The sequence below is a fragment of the Sphingomonas jinjuensis genome (assembly GCF_014197105.1).
In the GTDB taxonomy this organism is placed as follows: Bacteria; Pseudomonadota; Alphaproteobacteria; order Sphingomonadales; family Sphingomonadaceae; genus Sphingomonas; species Sphingomonas jinjuensis.
The window spans coordinates 389,137-403,892 of the sequence record NZ_JACIEV010000002.1 but is presented as its reverse complement, the minus strand read 5'-3'; the positions used below and the strand labels follow the sequence as shown (position 1 = coordinate 403,892).

Here is a 14,756-nt window from a genome sequence, read left to right as displayed (position 1 = left end):
CGCCAGCGATCTTGCGGCGACAGCAACGGCGGCGCAACCGCTGCTCAGCGTCGGGAGCGGCGCTGCGGGCGGGCGCGCGGCGACGAGAAGCCGCTTTCCAACAGGTTCGCCACCAGCAGATCGCGTGCCGCCCCCGTCCGCGCGCCCAGCACGACGACGATCACCCGCTTGCCCCCGCGCATTGCCGAAGCGGCGAGGTTGAAGCCGGCGGGCACAGTATAGCCGGTCTTGACGCCATCGACGCCGCGAACATGGCCGAGCAGCCGGTTGTGGTTCGGCCGGGTTACGCCCTTCCAGCGCAGCGAGCGGCGGGAAAAGAGCCTGTAGCGATCGGGATGGCGGCGGATGATGTAGCGTGCCAGCGTCGCCATGTCGCGCGCGCTGGTCGTGCCGCCGGCCGGCGCCAGGCCGCTGGCGTTGTTGAAGCGGGTCGCCGTCATGCCGAGCTGCGCGGCGCGGCGGTTCATCCGGGCCACGAATGACGATTCGCTGCCCGCCAGCTTCTCGGCGAGCGCGACCGCGATGTCGTTGGCGGAGATGATCGCGACCGCGCGGATCGCGGCGCGGACGGTGATCGAGCGCCCGGGTGCCACGCCAAGCTTCGACGGCGCCTGGCGTGCGGCACGGCGGCTGACGGGGATGGAGCGATCGAGCCTGAGCTTGCCGGCATCGAGCGCCTCGAAGGCGAGCAGCAGCGTCATCATCTTGGCCAGCGACGCCGGCGGCCGCCGCCGGTCGGCCTGCGCGGCGTAGAAGACGCGGCCGGTGCCGGCATCGACGACGATCTCCGACACCGGCTTCGTCGCCGCCATCGCCGGCACGGTCGGGGTGATTGCCGCCAGCAGGGCCAGCAGGAGCGTGGTCGGTCGACGCCAGATACTCATCGCGGGCGCGTATAGGGTGGGGATCGGATGACAGCCAGCCGTGGATCGACCATCACGCCGCCGCTCGCGTGCAGGGCGTAAGGGAACCTGCGATGGGAGAGGGTGGTGGACGCACTTGGGCTCGAACCAAGGACCCGCTGATTAAGAGTCAGCTGCTCTACCAACTGAGCTATGCGTCCATTCCGGCGGTTGGCGGCGAAGCCGCTCCCGATCGGGAGCCGGGCTGTTAGCATCCCGATCGCACGATGCAACCGCTTTTTTCACCAACGTGCCGATCGCCGGTTCTGGCGATCGATCGACATGAGGATGCCCAGGCACAGCAGCACCGTCATCTGCGCCGAGCTGCCGAAGCTGACGAGCGGCAGGGGGATGCCGACGACGGGGGCGAGGCCCATCACCATCATCAGGTTGATCGCGACGTAGAAGAAGATCGTCGTGGCGAGCCCGGCGGCGGTCAGGCGCTCGAACCGGGTAGAGGCGGCCTGGCCGACGTTGATGCCCCAGCGGATGACGAGCAGGAAGGCGAGGATCAGCAGGCAGCCGCCGATCAGGCCCCATTCCTCGGCCATGGTCGCGAAGACGAAGTCGGTCTGGCCCTCGGGCAGATAGTCGAGGTGGCTTTGCGTGCCTTGAAGGAAGCCCTTGCCGGTAATGCCGCCCGATCCGATCGCGATCTTCGACTGGCTGATGTGATAGCCGGTGCCGAGCGGATCGCTTTCGGGATCGAGGAAGATGAGGATGCGGTTCTTCTGATAATCGTGAAGCGCGTAGTTGATCGCCAGCGGTATCGCGACCGCGGCGGCGAGCGCCCCGCCGACGAACAGCCGCAGGGGAATACCGGCCAGGAACATGACGGTCGCGCCGCCTGCGCAGATCATCAGGGCGGTGCCGAGATCGGGCTGCTTCATCACGATCGCGCCGGGAATGCCGATCAGCAGCGCCGCTGGCCAGATCGCGGAAAAGCGCCGCGTCTCACCGGGCGGCAGCATGTCGTAGAAGCGCGCGCAGGCGAGGACGATGCACGGCTTCATGAATTCGGACGGCTGAAGGCGGATGAAGCCGAGATCGAGCCAGCGCTGCGACCCACCGCGAACGGCGCCGATCAATTCCACCGCGACCAGCGCCAGCGTGATGACCGCATAGGCAGGCAACGCCATGTCCCGCCACCAGCGCGTCGGCACATAGGACAGCACGATCGCGCCGACGAAGAAGACGTAGAAGCGCAAGCCCTGCGAGAATGCCCAGGGCTTCAGACTGCCACCAGCTGCGGAGTAGAGCACGACCTGCCCGAAGGTGGCGATCGCGACGACGAGGAACAGCACCTTCCACGGCAGCCGCGCGATGGGTTCGGGGACAGGCAAGCGGCGGCTCATGGATTGCGCTCCGTCGTACCTTCCTCGGCGATCGTGGTGCCGTTGGCCTCGCTGCCCTGCACCGCCGCCTGGGTGGCGTTGGCCAGGTCGGTGGCGCGCTCGACCGAGGCCGAATCGCTGGGGACGACGGCGTCGGTCTTGGTCGCCACCGCCTGGGGCGGGGCGGCGCGGGCGGCTTGATAAGCGGCGGCTTCGGCGGCCATGCGGGTGCGGATGTCGCCGCCCCAGGTCGGCTCCACCTCGGCCAGCGACGTCATCGCGCGGTCGCGGTCGAACAGATAGGTCATGATGTCGCGGCCGATCATCGGCGTGTCGAGGTTGCGGACGGTGTGGCCGTTATGCTCGAGCACGATAGCGGCGGCATAGCGCGGATTGTCGGCCGGCGCGAAGCAGACGAACAGCGCGTGATCGCGCAGTTTGAAGGGCAGCTGGCCGTTGCTGAGCACGCCGCCGCGCCGCTCCGCCATGGTGATGCGGCGGACCTGCGCGGTGCCGGTCTTGGCGGCGAGCGCGACGTTGGGGACGTACATGCGCGCAGCGCCGCCGGTGCCGCCGGCGTTGACGACGCCGAACATCGCCTCGCGCACGATCTGGAGATGCTCGGACTGGAAGGGCAGGGCGGGGCTGTCGAGGTGGACGCGGTCGGCCAGCAGGCTCGGCTGAAGGTCGCGGCCCGAGGCGATGCGCGCGGCCATCACCGCCAGCTGGAGCGGATTGGCGAGGACATAGCCCTGGCCGATCGACGCGTTGAGCGAATCGGCGACGGTCCATTTCGTCTTGTACTTGCGCAGCTTCCACGCGCTGTCGGGAACGGTGCCGTAGCGTTGCGACCCGAACGGCAGCTCGAACTTCTGCCCCAGCCCGAGCAGCTTCGCGGTCGGGGCGATTGCGTCATAGCCGAGCCGGCGCGCCATCTCGTAGAAATAGATGTCGCAGCTCTGCATCACCGCGTTCTTCATATCGAGCGGGCCATGGCCGCGCCGCGCGTGACAGTGGAAGATGCCGTTGCCGACGCGCAGCGCGCCTGAGCAGAAGATGCGTTCCGACGGGCTGACCCCGGCGTGGAGCAGCGCCAGTGCGTTCATCGGCTTCACGGTGGAGCCGGGCGGGTAGAGGCCCTGCGTCACCTTGTTCATCAGCGGCACGTGGTCGTTGTCCGACAGCATCTGCCATTCCCAATGGCTGATCCCGTCGGAGAAGCTGTTGGGGTCGTAGGCGGGCATCGACACCATCGCCAGCATCTCGCCGGTGCGAACGTCGAACACCACCGCCGAGCCCGAATTGGTGCCGAGCCGCCGGGCGGCATATTCCTGCAGGCCGGTGTCGATCGTCAGCCGCTGGTTGCGCCCCGGCACGTCTGGGCGGGTGGCGAGTTCGGCGACGAGTTTGCCGCGCGCGGTCACCTCGACCCGCTTGGCGCCGGGTTGGCCACGCAGTACGGGCTCGAGCGACTTTTCGAGGCCGTCCTTGCCGATCTTGAAGCCGGGGGTGACGAGCAGCGGGTCGCGTGTCGCCTTATACTGTTCGGCGGTGGGGGCGCCGACATAGCCGGTCAGGTGAGCGACCGCGGCGCCGGCGGGATAGTTGCGCGCGAAACCGCGGGTGGGGGCGACGCCAGGCAGTTCGGGCTGGCGCAGGCTGACCGCGGCGAAGCGGTCCCAATCGATGTTCTCGGCGACCTGGACGGGCTGGAACCCGGGTGCGTCCTTCAGGTCGAGGCGGATACGCTCCATTTCCTCGGGCGGCAGCGACAGGAGGCGCTGGAGCAGGGCGAGGACGCGTTCCTCATCCTCCAGCCGGTCGGGGATGATGTCGATGCGAAAGTCGGTGCGGTTGTCCGCCAGCGGCGCGCCGTGGCGATCGACGATCCATCCGCGGCGCGGCGGGATCGGCGTGGTGTTGACCCGGTTCGATTCGGACAGCGTGTTGTATTTCTCGTTCTGCGCGATCGACAGCCACGCCATCCGCCCCGCCAGCAGCGCGCCGACGCCGAGCTGCGCCGAGCCGAGTAGCCAGGCCCGGCGCGAGAAGCTGTACGCCTGCATCGCCTCGGTAACGACCTTGGGCGGCCGCCTCATGCCGGGGTGCCCCGCTTGCGATCGATCCAGGCGACGAGCCGCGCCGAGGTGGGGAAGAGCAGGATCGAAATGCCGACCTGCGCCAGGATCGCCCAGTCGACGTGCGCGCCGATCGGCACCGCGATCAGGCGACCGACGACGAGGCAGAAGGCGAGCGCGCCGGCGGCGATCAGCCAGTCCTGCCAGAAGTCGCGGAACACCAGCCGCTGCTCGATCAGGTCGATGACGAGAAAGCACGCCGACCAGAGCAGCATCGCGCTGCCGAGCGGCTGGCCGCTGACGAGATCGTCGACCAGCCCGAGCGGCGCCGCCGCCCAGGGGCGCAGCGCGAAGCGGGCGAGGAGACGCCAGGTGAGCAGCATCAGCAGCCCGAACGGCGGCAGCAGCGGCAGGCTGGCGACGACGGGCACGGCAGTGACCATCGATCCGGCGATCACCGTCGCCCACGGCAGCGCGCGGGCGCGGCCGGGGGGCAGCGCCTTGGCGAAGGGGCGATAGCTGACGGTTTCGACCATCACGGACGCGCGGTCGCTGCGGCGGGCGGGCGGGCGGGGACCGGCATGAACGGCTTCTCGACCAGCGCGAAGTCGAGCGAATCGGGCGCGGCGAAGGGGATGGCGGTAGCGCTCTCGATGCCGTTGGCGCTGACCCGCGCGACGGGAACGCCCGGCGGATAGAGGCCGCCGGTGCCCGAGGTCACGAACATGTCGCCGATCGCGAAGCGGACGTTGGTGGCATTGACCGAGCGGATGTCGACACTGCCGTCGCCGCGCCCGGCTGCGATGGCGGGCAGGCCGTCGCGCGTGCGGCGGACCGGGATCAGGCTTTCGGGATCGGTGACGAGCAGGACGCGGGCGGCAATGGGCCCGGTTTCCAGCACCCGTCCAACGATGCCGGTGGGGCCGATCACCGGCATGCCGGGCAACACCCCCTGGAAACGGCCGGCGTTGAGGATCGCGAAACGGCGTCCGCTCGACGCGGTGGAGCTGACCAGTCGCGCGGTCACGACCGGCTCGGCGCCGCGATCGCGGAGTTGGAGCAGGCCGCGCAGCCGCCAATTGTCATAGGCGATGATCCGGGCGCGGGTCAGCAGCGCCTGCTGGCGTTTCAGCTGGGCGCGCAGCTCGGCATTCTCGCCATGGACGCGAAACCAGGTGCCGATCGCCTCGGGAACCGATGCAACGCCCCGGACCCCCGCATCGAGTACCGACGACACCGGCGCGGTGATCGATGCCGCCGCCATCCGCATCGCGGCGAACAACGGCGGGTCGAATGTCGACACGACGAGCAACACGGCGCCGACCAACGTGCCAGCGACCATCAGGACGTAGCCCAGGAAAGCTCCATATTGACGCCGCCGCGAGAACCCGGTGCGGCGGTCGCGGGCAGGCGCCATGCGCCGCTCCCTTAAGCTAGATCAACCGTTTTGCAGTACGCCGCGGAAGAGGGGGTCTTCAAGAGCGCGGCCGGTGCCAAGCGCAACGCAGGTCAGTGGATCCTCGGCGACGGTAACGGGCAGGCCGGTCTCGTCGCGCAGCACTTCGTCCAGCCCCTGGAGCAGCGCGCCGCCGCCGGTCAGGACGATGCCCTGGTCGACGATGTCGGCGGCGAGCTCGGGCGCGGTATTCTCCAGCGCGACGCGGACGCCCTCGACGATCGTCGCGACCGGCTCCGACAGCGCTTCGGCGATCTGGCCTTGATTGATCTGGATTTCCTTGGGCACGCCGTTGACGAGGTCGCGGCCCTTGATGTGGATGACCGTACCGATGCCGTCGGCGGGCGGCTTGGCGATGCCGACCTCCTGCTTGATCCGCTCCGCCGTCGCTTCGCCGATCAGCAGGTTGTGATTGCGGCGGACGTAGCTGACGATCGCCTCGTCCATCTTGTCGCCGCCGACGCGGACCGAGGTGGTGTAGGCAAGGCCGCGCAGCGACAGCACCGCGACCTCGGTCGTGCCGCCGCCGATGTCGACGACCATTGATCCGATCGGCTCGGTCACGGGCATGTCGGCACCGATCGCGGCGGCCATCGGCTCTTCGATCAGGAAGACCTGGCTGGCGCCGGCGTTAGACGCGGCGTCGCGGATCGCGCGACGTTCGACCTTGGTCGAGCCCGAGGGCACGCAGATCACGATTTCCGGCCAGCGCGCGAACTTGCGGGTGCCGTGGACCTTGCGGATGAAGTGCTTGATCATCTCCTCCGCGACGTCGATGTCGGCGATGACACCGTCGCGAAGGGGGCGGATCGCCTCGATCGAGCCGGGGGTCTTGCCCATCATCAGCTTGGCGTCGTCGCCGACCGCCTTCACCCGCTTGACGCCGTTGATCGTCTCCACGGCGACGACCGACGGCTCGTTGAGGACGATGCCGCGACCCCGGACATAGACCAGCGTATTGGCCGTGCCGAGATCGATCGCCATGTCGTGCGACATCAACTTGAAGAAGCGGGAGAACATCGAGAACGGTTTCCGGTGCTGACGTGTGTCACCCAGCCACCCGTCCGTCCGGTGCCGGATGCGGTCCGTCGCCGTCTTGCAGGGGTCGCGGGAGGCCGTCGCTTGGTCTAGGGCTGCGCCGGTGTCAATACGTCGCCTGCCCGAGCATCTGGTCAATCGCATCGCCGCCGGTGAAGTGGTGGAAAGGCCCGCCAGCGCGTTAAAGGAGCTGGTGGAGAACGCGCTCGACGCCGGGGCGACTCGGATCGGCATCGCCCTGTCGGACGGCGGCCTCGCCCGGATCGAGGTGAGCGACGACGGTTGCGGCATGGCGGCGGACGAGATCGCGCTGGCGCTGGAACGGCATGCGACGTCGAAGCTGCCGGATGAGGCGATCGAGAACGTCGTGACGATGGGCTTTCGCGGCGAGGCGCTGCCGTCGATCGCCAGCGTCGCACGGGTCGCGATCGAGAGCCGGGTGAGGGGCGCCGAGGGCTGGGCGCGGACGGTCGACAATGGCCGGCTGGAGCGTGAGGGGCCCGCCGCGCTGCCGCCCGGTACGCGTGTCGTGGTCGAGCAATTGTTTGCGCGGGTGCCGGCGCGGCGCAAGTTCCTGCGTAGCCCACGCGCTGAATATGCCGCCTGCCTGGATGCGGTGCGGCGGCTGGCGATGGCGCGGCCCGACGTCGCTTTCACGCTGGAACATGACGGGCGGCGCGCGCTCGTCGTGACCAGCGCCGAAGGACGCCCGGCGCGGGTCGCGGCGCTGACCGACCGCGCGCTCGCCGACAATGCGGTGACGATCGACCTGGAACGCGAGGGGTTGGTGCTGGGCGGGGTCGCCGGGCTGCCGACGTTCAACCGCGGCGTGGCGGATCACCAGTATCTGTTCGTCAATGGCCGGCCGGTAAAGGACCGGCTGCTGATCGGCGCGATCCGCGGCGCCTATGCCGAGATGATGCCGCGCGACCGCCATGCGGTGGTGGCGCTGTTCCTCGACGTGCCGCCGAGCGAGGTCGACGTGAACGTCCATCCGGCCAAGACCGAGGTTCGATTCCGCGATCCGGCGCTGGTGCGCGGGATGGTGGTGTCGGGGCTGAGGCGGGCGCTCGACGAGGCGGGGTTCAGGAGCGTGCAGCGGCCGGCGGCCGACGCGATGGCGATGTGGCGGCCGGAACCGAGCTTAAGCCCCTCCCCTTCAGGAGCGTCGGGTGAACTGCCCCCCGGGCAGTTCAGGTCAGGCTGGGAGCCTGACCGACCCGATGCTGGGTTGGGGTGGGGCCTTTCTGCGGGCGCTGCTCTCGGTGAGACCTCCCCCACCCCCAACCCGTCCCCTGAAGGGGAGGGGCTTTACGGACGCGCGGTGCACGATCGCCGCACCACCTTCTTCACGCCGCCGCCGGCCGCGCGCGCGGAGCCGGCGTGGGCGCCGCCGCCCGACACCGCGGAGCATCCGCTCGGCGTGGCGCGGGGGCAGGTGGCGAAGACCTATATCGTCGCCGAGGCGGCGGATGGGCTGGTGCTGGTCGACCAGCATGCGGCGCACGAGCGGCTGGTGCTCGAGCGGATGCGGCGGGCGCTGGCGGGCGGCCGGGTCGCCGCGCAGGCGCTGCTGATCCCCGAGGTGGTCGAGCTGGACGAGCCTGCCTGCGACCGGCTCGAGGCGCGGGCCGGTGAGCTGGCGGAGTTCGGGCTGGACCTGGAACGCTTCGGGCCGCGGGCGATGCTGGTGCGCACGACGCCCGCGCTGCTGGGGACGGCGGACCCCAAGGGGTTGGTGACCGATCTCGCCGACGAGATCGCCGCCTTCGACGAGGCGCTGAGCTTGCGCGAACGGCTCGACGCGGTGGCGGGGACGATGGCGTGCCACGGCTCGGTGCGCGCCGGCCGCATCCTGTCGGTCGTCGAGATGAACGCGCTGCTCCGCGAGATGGAGGCGACGCCGCACTCGGGCCAGTGTAACCATGGGCGTCCGACCTGGGTGAAGCTGGCACATGGCGACATCGAGCGTCTGTTCGGGCGGCGTTAAGGAGAGAGACGATGCGATTTGCGATATTGATGGCTGCGGTGCTGGCGGCGCCAGCGGTGGCTGAGGGCCGCGATGTCAGGCCGTCGATTTCGGTGACCGGGGTCGGCTCGGTGAAGACGCCGCCCGACGTGGCGACGATCGGCTATGATCTTGTCGGCGAGGGGCGAACCAGCGACGAGGCCAGCCAGCAGCTGGCGACCAAGAATAGGGCGCTGGTCGATCAGCTGGTCGCGCTGCTCGGCCGCGATGCACAGGCGACCAGCGGGCAGGTGTCGATGACGCAAACCCGGTCGCGTGAATGCCAGGGCAACGGCAATTATTACGGCCAATCACAGCTGAGCGAGGGCGCCTGTGCCGTCACCGGCTATATCGTCAGCCTGAATGGCCAGGTGCGAACCCGCGCGGTCGAGAAGGCTGGAACTGCCGTGGGGCTGGCCGGGCGGTTGGGCGCGCGCAATGCCCGGATCGACGGCTTCGCGCTCGTCGATCGACCGGCAGCGCAGCAGCGGGCCACCGCGGCGGCGCTTGCCGATGCCAAGCAGCGCGCGCAGGCCGCCGCCGATGGCGCTGGCGTGCGGCTGGGGTCGATCCTGTCGATCGGCGACCAGAGCGGCGACGACGGCCGCGTGTTCATCCCGATAACGGTTTCGGCCTCCGCACCGCCACCGCCGCCTCCACCCCCGCCGCCGGTGGCGATAGACATCAAGCCGCAGCCGATCGAGACGCAGGCGCGGGTGTATGTGCGGTATGCGATCGGGGGGTAGGCTTCGGCAGGTCCCTCGACGTCGCTCGGGGCGAACGGACGGGGGGCTTACACTTCCCGTTCGTGCCGAGCGAAGTCGAGGCACCACATCGTTAGCCCTCGAGCGCGAAAATCTCTTCCAGCGGGCGTTCGAAATGGCGGGCGATCGTCAGCGCCAGGCTGAGGCTGGGTTCGAAGCGGCCGGTTTCGATCGAGTTGATCGTCTGGCGCGACACCCCCACCGCGCGCGCCAGATCGGCTTGGGTCAGCTTGCCCGCCGCCCGCAGCGCGGGCAGCGTCGTCGTCACGCCCATCGTTTGACCGCGACGAACCAGAAGGCGAAGAGCAGCACGTAGAACAATGCGGCGATTGCGATGGTGCTCGGCATCGCCACAGCGCCCGCCGATGCGAGCGCGATCCAGACGAAGCAGGCCGCCATCGTCCAGCCGCCGCCCATGCCGAGCGCCCAGTTCTGGACGCGGTTGAACATCTCGTCCTGCCGGCGGCTGAAGCGCCACCAGAGCACCGCCGAGACGATCCCGAAGATCAGGGTGATCCACGCCATCCACGGTTCGGCCCCGGCAAGCATCGCGCTGGCGGGCGCCCGCTCGACGGGCGCGCCTGCCGCCGCCGCGCCGAGGCGATAGCCGACCGCATGGCCGATGTTGCTGACGTAGATGCCCAGCGGAACCGCGGCGATCGTGGCCGCGGCGAAGCTGCCCGCCGCCAGCCGCTTCGACGCGGCGTCCAGCAGCGACCATTTGAACCAGGCGCCGCCCATCGTGAATTCATACATGCCGTCACTCCTCCCTGCTGAGACGAAGTCAAACATACGCGACTTTTCAGGTCAAGTATATTTGTCTTGGGCTGGAGTGTGTCTCGCGGCGAAACACCTGTCATGTGCGGTCGTTCAGCAGAGGGAAACCTTCGCCACGCTCGCGCATTTTAAGTCTCGAACCGCCACTGAAATCACGCAAGGTGCTGGCATGAAACATGTTCTTCCCGTCGTCTTCGCGCTGATCCCGCTTGCGGCGGTCATCGGGGCCTGCGTCAGCTGTCCGTGATCGATCGCTGAGCCGATCGGTGCGAGACACGAAAAAGGCCGCCCGGATCGCTCCGGGCGGCCTTTTTCGTTGGCCGGCGAACGGCGCTGGGGGTTAACCCTGCGCCTGCTCGTCGTCCTGGGCCTCGGCGGTCGCGCCAGGCTCGGCGTTGGGATCGTAATCCTCGGTGAAGCCACCCTGGTCGCGGCCTTCTTCGAAGACCTGCGCCATGATGTCGACGCCCTGCGCCTGCATCTCAGCCTCTTCCGGCGAGCGGGCGACGTTAACCTTGACGGTCACCGACACCTCGGGGTGAAGCGCAACCTTCACCTCGTACAGGCCGATCGACTTGATCGGGCGATCGAGCACGACCTGGCTCTTGGTGACCTTGTGGCCGTCGGCGACGAGCGCCTCGACCAGGTCGCGCACGGCGACCGAACCATAGAGCTGGCCGGTGTTCGAGGCCTGGCGGATCAGCGTGATCTGCGCGTCCTTGAACGTGCCGGCTTCCTTCTCCGCGTCCGAACGACGCGAGGCGTTGTCCGACTCGATGCGGGCGCGGTTCGCCTCGAATACCTTGCGGTTCGCTTCGTTGGCGCGCAGCGCCTTCTTGTTCGGCAGCAGGTAGTTGCGGGCGAAGCCATCCTTCACCTTCACCACGTCGCCGATGGCGCCGAGCTTCTCGACGCGCTCAAGCAGAATGACGTCCATCTGCCTATCTCCTCACTTCACCACGTAGGGCAGCAGGCCGAGATGGCGGGCGCGCTTGATCGCCTGGGCCAGCTCGCGCTGCTTCTTGGCGCTCACCGAGGTGATGCGCGACGGCACGATCTTGCCACGCTCGGACACGAAGCCCTGGAGCAGGCGGACGTCCTTGTAGTCGATCCGGGGCGCATCCTTGGCGCTGAACGGGCACGACTTGCGGCGGCGGAAGAAGGGACGAGCCATTATGCGTTCTCCTCTTCACGGCGACGACCGCGCTCGCGATCGCGCTCCTGCTTGCGCATCATCACCGACGGGCCGGCCTCGGCCTCGTCGACCTTGATGGTCATGTAGCGGATGATGTCTTCGTTGATGCCGGCCTGACGCTCCAGCTCGGCGACGGTATCGCCGGGTGCGTCGATCTCGAGCATCACATAGTGAGCCTTGCGGTTCTTCGAGATGCGATACGCAAGGCTGCGCAGGCCCCAGGTCTCGGTCTTCGTGACCTTGCCCTGATGATCCTCGACGATCTTGGTGGCGGCTTCCGCCAGCGCGTCCACTTGCGCCTGTGCCAGGTCCTGGCGCGCAAGGAACACGTGCTCGTAATGAGCCATGTCCTGTCCTTCGTTGGCCGATCGCTGACATGGCCCCATGCCATGCCCCTCCGGCTGTCGTTCCAATAAGAGCGGGGCGGCAGGAACATGCCCTACCGCCCCGGTGGACGCGCTCTTACCCGAACGCGTCGATTTTGCAAGGTCGCTTAGAACGCGCCGCGGCGGACCTGAGCGATCGTGCCGTTCGGACGGACCAGCACCGCGTCGCGGCCCGAACGCGCCCAGTACCAGCCACGCTGCGGGGCGGCGAGGCGATAGGTGCGATATTCGGTGATGCGGCGATAGTTTTGCGCGCGCTTGCGATCGAAGCGCTCGCCGGTACGCCAGGCATAGCCGTTGCCGCGGGTGACGGTGCGCTGGGTCACGACCTCACGCCCGCCGGGGCCGCGCTTGACCGTCGTCGTGGTGGTCTGGCGCGCCTGCGCATCGGCAGCGGTGGCGATCGGGGCGGCGGCGACCAGCGCGGCCAGCGTTCCGAGAATGAGCGTCTTCATCACATTTCTCCCTTAATCTTCAGGCGCCTGAGAAAGCGGCGTCCTGATAGGAAGATGGAAACCACATGTCGCAGACCCGTTGCATGACGGCGGCGAAATGGTCGCATATTGTCGCACGGCGGGCGGCTTCGTTCAGGTTGCGTTGACGGTGCGGCGCACCTAGGCCCTCGCGCCATTCAACAGGAGAGATCCATGCGCGCATTCATTTTTCCGGGCCAGGGCAGCCAAGCGGTCGGCATGGGCAAGGCGCTGGCCGATGCCTCGCCGGCGGCCCGCGCGGTGTTCGAGGAAGTCGACGAAGCGCTCGGCCAGTCGCTGTCGCGGATCATGTGGGAAGGGCCGGCGGATGCGCTGACGCTGACCGAGAATGCGCAGCCGGCGATCATGGCGAATTCGATCGCGGTGCTGCGCGTGCTGTCGGGCGAGGGCGGTATCCGGCTGGCGGACAAGGCGGATTACGTCGCCGGGCACAGTCTGGGCGAGTATAGCGCGCTGTGCGCGGCGGAGGCACTGGACCTGGCGACGACGGCGCGGCTGCTGAAGCTGCGCGGGCAGGCGATGCAGGCGGCGGTGCCGGTGGGTGAGGGCGCGATGGCGGCGCTGCTGGGCGCCGACCTGGCGCTGGCGCAGACGATCGCGGGTGCCGCGGTCGATTCGATCCTGGCGGAGGGCGGGCAGCCGTTGGTGTGCACCGTCGCCAACGACAATGATCCGTCGCAGGTGGTGATCTCCGGCCATCGCCTGGCGATCGAACGGGCGGTGGCGCTGGCGAAGGAGCTGGGGGCGAAGCGCGCGGTGCTGCTGCCGGTGTCGGCGCCGTTCCACTGCCCGCTGATGCAGGACGCCGCCGATGCGATGGACAACGCGCTGGTCGACACCGATCTGCGTGCGCCGTTGGTACCCGTCTACGCCAACGTCGATGCCGCACCGCTAAGCGATCCCGGCGCGATCCGCACCTCGCTGGTGGCGCAGGTGACGGGGATGGTCCGTTGGCGCGAATCGGTCGCGGCGATGGCGGCCGAGGGGGTGAGCGAGTTCGTCGAATTCGGCGGCAAGGTGCTCGGCCCGATGGTCAAGCGCATCGCGCCCGACGCAACGGTGACCAGCGTGGTGTCGATGGACGATATCGAGGCTTTGGCGAAGACGCTTTGATTTTTCGCGCAGAGGCGCAGAGAGCGCAGAGATGCGGGATCTCGATGCGATCAGTGGAGACGTCATCGATGTGGCGCTTCGCCTTCATCGCGAGCTCGGCCCTGGATTGCTCGAAAGCGTTTATGAGCAGCTGCTTGCGGCGCGATTGGAGAAGATGGGATACCGGATCGCGCGCCAGCGCGCGGTCACGCTGCGCTTCGACGGCATCGAGATCGATAACGCATTTCGGATCGATCTGCTGGTGGATGAGCGCCTCCTCGTGGAAATCAAATCCGTTGAGAGGATCATGCCGATTCATGCCAAGCAGCTGCTCACCTATCTGCGCCTGACCAAGCAACCCTTAGGGTTGCTTATCAACTTTGGCGGTGAAACGCTCAGAGAGGGCGTTCGTCGGCTCGTCAACAACTATAAGCCCTCTGCGTCCTTCGCGCCTCTGCGCGAATTATAAATCTTTGGAGCTAGAATGATGTTCGACCTTACAGGCATGACCGCCCTCGTCACCGGGGCCTCGGGGGGGATCGGATCGGCGATCGCGAAGGCGTTGGCGGGGCAGGGGGCTCGGCTGGCGGTGTCGGGGTCGAATGCCGAGAAGCTGGAGGCGTTTCGCCACGAGCTGGGCGGGGATCACGTCGCGGTCGTCGCGAACCTGTCGGACGGCGCCTCGGTCGACGGGCTGGTGCCTGCGGCCGTCGAGGCGCTGGGCGGGCGGCTCGACATCCTCGTCAACAACGCCGGGGTGACGCGCGACAATCTGGCGATGCGGATGAAGGACGACGAGTGGGATCAGGTGATCCGCGTCAATCTGGAGGCGGCGTTCCGGCTGGTCCGCGCGGCAGCGAAGCCGATGATGAAGCAGCGCTTTGGCCGTGTCGTCTCGGTCACCTCGGTCGTCGGCCAGACGGGCAACCCGGGGCAGGCGAATTACGCCGCGTCGAAGGCGGGACTGGTCGGCATGTCGAAGGCGCTGGCGCAGGAACTGGCCAGCCGCAACATCACGGTAAATTGCGTCGCGCCGGGCTTCATCCGCTCGGCGATGACCGACGTGCTGCCCGATGCACAGAAGGCCGCGCTGCTTGGGCGGATCCCTGCCGGCGACCTGGGCACGGGCGAGGATATCGGCGCCGCGGTCGTGTATCTCGCGTCGAAGGAGGCAGGTTACGTCACCGGCCAGACGATTCATGTCAACGGCGGCATGGCGATGATCTGATCCG

General features: G+C 68.2%; 17 protein-coding genes and 1 tRNA gene. 5 read left to right on the top strand and 13 right to left on the bottom strand.

Features of this window, described 5'->3' with window-relative positions; genetic code table 11:
- Positions 1 to 44: 44 nt before the first annotated feature.
- The 7 genes from GGQ80_RS05345 to GGQ80_RS05315 all read right to left on the bottom strand — a co-directional run bounded on the left by GGQ80_RS05345 (position 45) and on the right by GGQ80_RS05315 (position 6,790).
- The gene (locus GGQ80_RS05345; protein ID WP_183982838.1) at positions 45 to 884 is read right to left on the bottom strand and encodes a D-alanyl-D-alanine carboxypeptidase family protein; all 840 of its coding nucleotides are present in this window, start codon (positions 882 to 884) and stop codon (positions 45 to 47) included.
- A gap of 103 nt (positions 885 to 987) precedes the next feature.
- Positions 988 to 1,063: transfer RNA gene (locus GGQ80_RS05340), tRNA-Lys, on the bottom strand.
- 81 nt (positions 1,064 to 1,144) lie between these two features.
- On the bottom strand, positions 1,145 to 2,257 hold the full coding sequence (rodA, locus tag GGQ80_RS05335; RefSeq protein ID WP_183982837.1) for a rod shape-determining protein RodA: 1,113 nt from the start codon (positions 2,255 to 2,257) through the stop codon (positions 1,145 to 1,147).
- Positions 2,254 to 4,335 carry a penicillin-binding protein 2 gene (gene mrdA, locus GGQ80_RS05330; protein ID WP_183982836.1) on the bottom strand — a complete coding sequence of 694 codons (2,082 nt, stop codon included), beginning with the start codon at positions 4,333 to 4,335 and terminating at the stop codon, positions 2,254 to 2,256. Before mrdA ends, rodA begins: the two co-directional genes overlap by 4 nt.
- Positions 4,332 to 4,850, bottom strand: a complete 519-nt coding sequence (gene mreD, locus GGQ80_RS05325; protein ID WP_183982835.1) for a rod shape-determining protein MreD — start codon at positions 4,848 to 4,850, stop codon at positions 4,332 to 4,334. Before mreD ends, mrdA begins: the two co-directional genes overlap by 4 nt.
- Positions 4,850 to 5,731, bottom strand: coding sequence for a rod shape-determining protein MreC (locus GGQ80_RS05320; RefSeq protein ID WP_183982834.1), 882 nt, complete (start codon positions 5,729 to 5,731; stop codon positions 4,850 to 4,852). Before GGQ80_RS05320 ends, mreD begins: the two co-directional genes overlap by 1 nt.
- Positions 5,732 to 5,752: 21 nt before the next feature.
- On the bottom strand, positions 5,753 to 6,790 hold the full coding sequence (locus GGQ80_RS05315; RefSeq protein WP_183982833.1) for a rod shape-determining protein: 1,038 nt from the start codon (positions 6,788 to 6,790) through the stop codon (positions 5,753 to 5,755).
- A gap of 121 nt (positions 6,791 to 6,911) precedes the next feature.
- Between GGQ80_RS05315 and mutL the strand changes: the two genes are divergently transcribed.
- A complete protein-coding gene (mutL, locus tag GGQ80_RS05310; protein ID WP_183982832.1) occupies positions 6,912 to 8,798 on the top strand; it encodes a DNA mismatch repair endonuclease MutL in 1,887 nt (628 codons plus the stop codon).
- A gap of 11 nt (positions 8,799 to 8,809) precedes the next feature.
- Positions 8,810 to 9,562, top strand: coding sequence for an SIMPL domain-containing protein (locus tag GGQ80_RS05305; protein WP_183982831.1), 753 nt, complete (start codon positions 8,810 to 8,812; stop codon positions 9,560 to 9,562).
- Between the two features lie 91 nt (positions 9,563 to 9,653).
- Here GGQ80_RS05305 and GGQ80_RS05300 read toward each other — a convergent pair whose 3' ends face one another.
- The 6 genes from GGQ80_RS05300 to GGQ80_RS05275 form a co-directional block, all read right to left on the bottom strand.
- The gene (locus GGQ80_RS05300; protein ID WP_343050867.1) at positions 9,654 to 9,848 is read right to left on the bottom strand and encodes a helix-turn-helix transcriptional regulator; all 195 of its coding nucleotides are present in this window, start codon (positions 9,846 to 9,848) and stop codon (positions 9,654 to 9,656) included.
- A complete protein-coding gene (locus tag GGQ80_RS05295; RefSeq protein ID WP_183982829.1) occupies positions 9,845 to 10,336 on the bottom strand; it encodes a hypothetical protein in 492 nt (163 codons plus the stop codon). Before GGQ80_RS05295 ends, GGQ80_RS05300 begins: the two co-directional genes overlap by 4 nt.
- Before the next feature lie 361 nt (positions 10,337 to 10,697).
- A complete protein-coding gene (gene rplI, locus GGQ80_RS05290; protein WP_183982828.1) occupies positions 10,698 to 11,294 on the bottom strand; it encodes a 50S ribosomal protein L9 in 597 nt (198 codons plus the stop codon).
- A 12-nt stretch (positions 11,295 to 11,306) separates the two neighbouring features.
- On the bottom strand, positions 11,307 to 11,531 hold the full coding sequence (gene rpsR / locus GGQ80_RS05285) for a 30S ribosomal protein S18 (RefSeq protein WP_007403456.1): 225 nt from the start codon (positions 11,529 to 11,531) through the stop codon (positions 11,307 to 11,309).
- Positions 11,531 to 11,899 carry a 30S ribosomal protein S6 gene (gene rpsF, locus GGQ80_RS05280; RefSeq protein ID WP_183982827.1) on the bottom strand — a complete coding sequence of 123 codons (369 nt, stop codon included), beginning with the start codon at positions 11,897 to 11,899 and terminating at the stop codon, positions 11,531 to 11,533. The genes rpsR and rpsF overlap by 1 nt, the downstream gene beginning before the upstream one ends.
- Positions 11,900 to 12,045: 146 nt before the next feature.
- A complete protein-coding gene (locus GGQ80_RS05275; protein WP_183982826.1) occupies positions 12,046 to 12,393 on the bottom strand; it encodes an RcnB family protein in 348 nt (115 codons plus the stop codon).
- Between the two features lie 192 nt (positions 12,394 to 12,585).
- Here GGQ80_RS05275 and fabD point away from each other — a divergent pair, with 192 nt between their 5' ends.
- The 3 genes from fabD to fabG are packed head-to-tail and all read left to right on the top strand — an operon-like array spanning position 12,586 to position 14,752.
- Complete coding sequence (fabD, locus tag GGQ80_RS05270) at positions 12,586 to 13,545, top strand: ACP S-malonyltransferase (RefSeq protein WP_183982825.1); 960 nt, start codon at positions 12,586 to 12,588, stop codon at positions 13,543 to 13,545.
- A gap of 31 nt (positions 13,546 to 13,576) precedes the next feature.
- Positions 13,577 to 13,993 carry a GxxExxY protein gene (locus tag GGQ80_RS05265; RefSeq protein ID WP_183982824.1) on the top strand — a complete coding sequence of 139 codons (417 nt, stop codon included), beginning with the start codon at positions 13,577 to 13,579 and terminating at the stop codon, positions 13,991 to 13,993.
- Positions 13,994 to 14,011: 18 nt separating this feature from the next.
- Positions 14,012 to 14,752: a 3-oxoacyl-[acyl-carrier-protein] reductase gene (fabG, locus tag GGQ80_RS05260; protein WP_183982823.1), complete on the top strand. Its 741-nt coding sequence runs from the start codon at positions 14,012 to 14,014 to the stop codon at positions 14,750 to 14,752.
- The last annotated feature ends 4 nt before the right edge of the window (positions 14,753 to 14,756 follow it).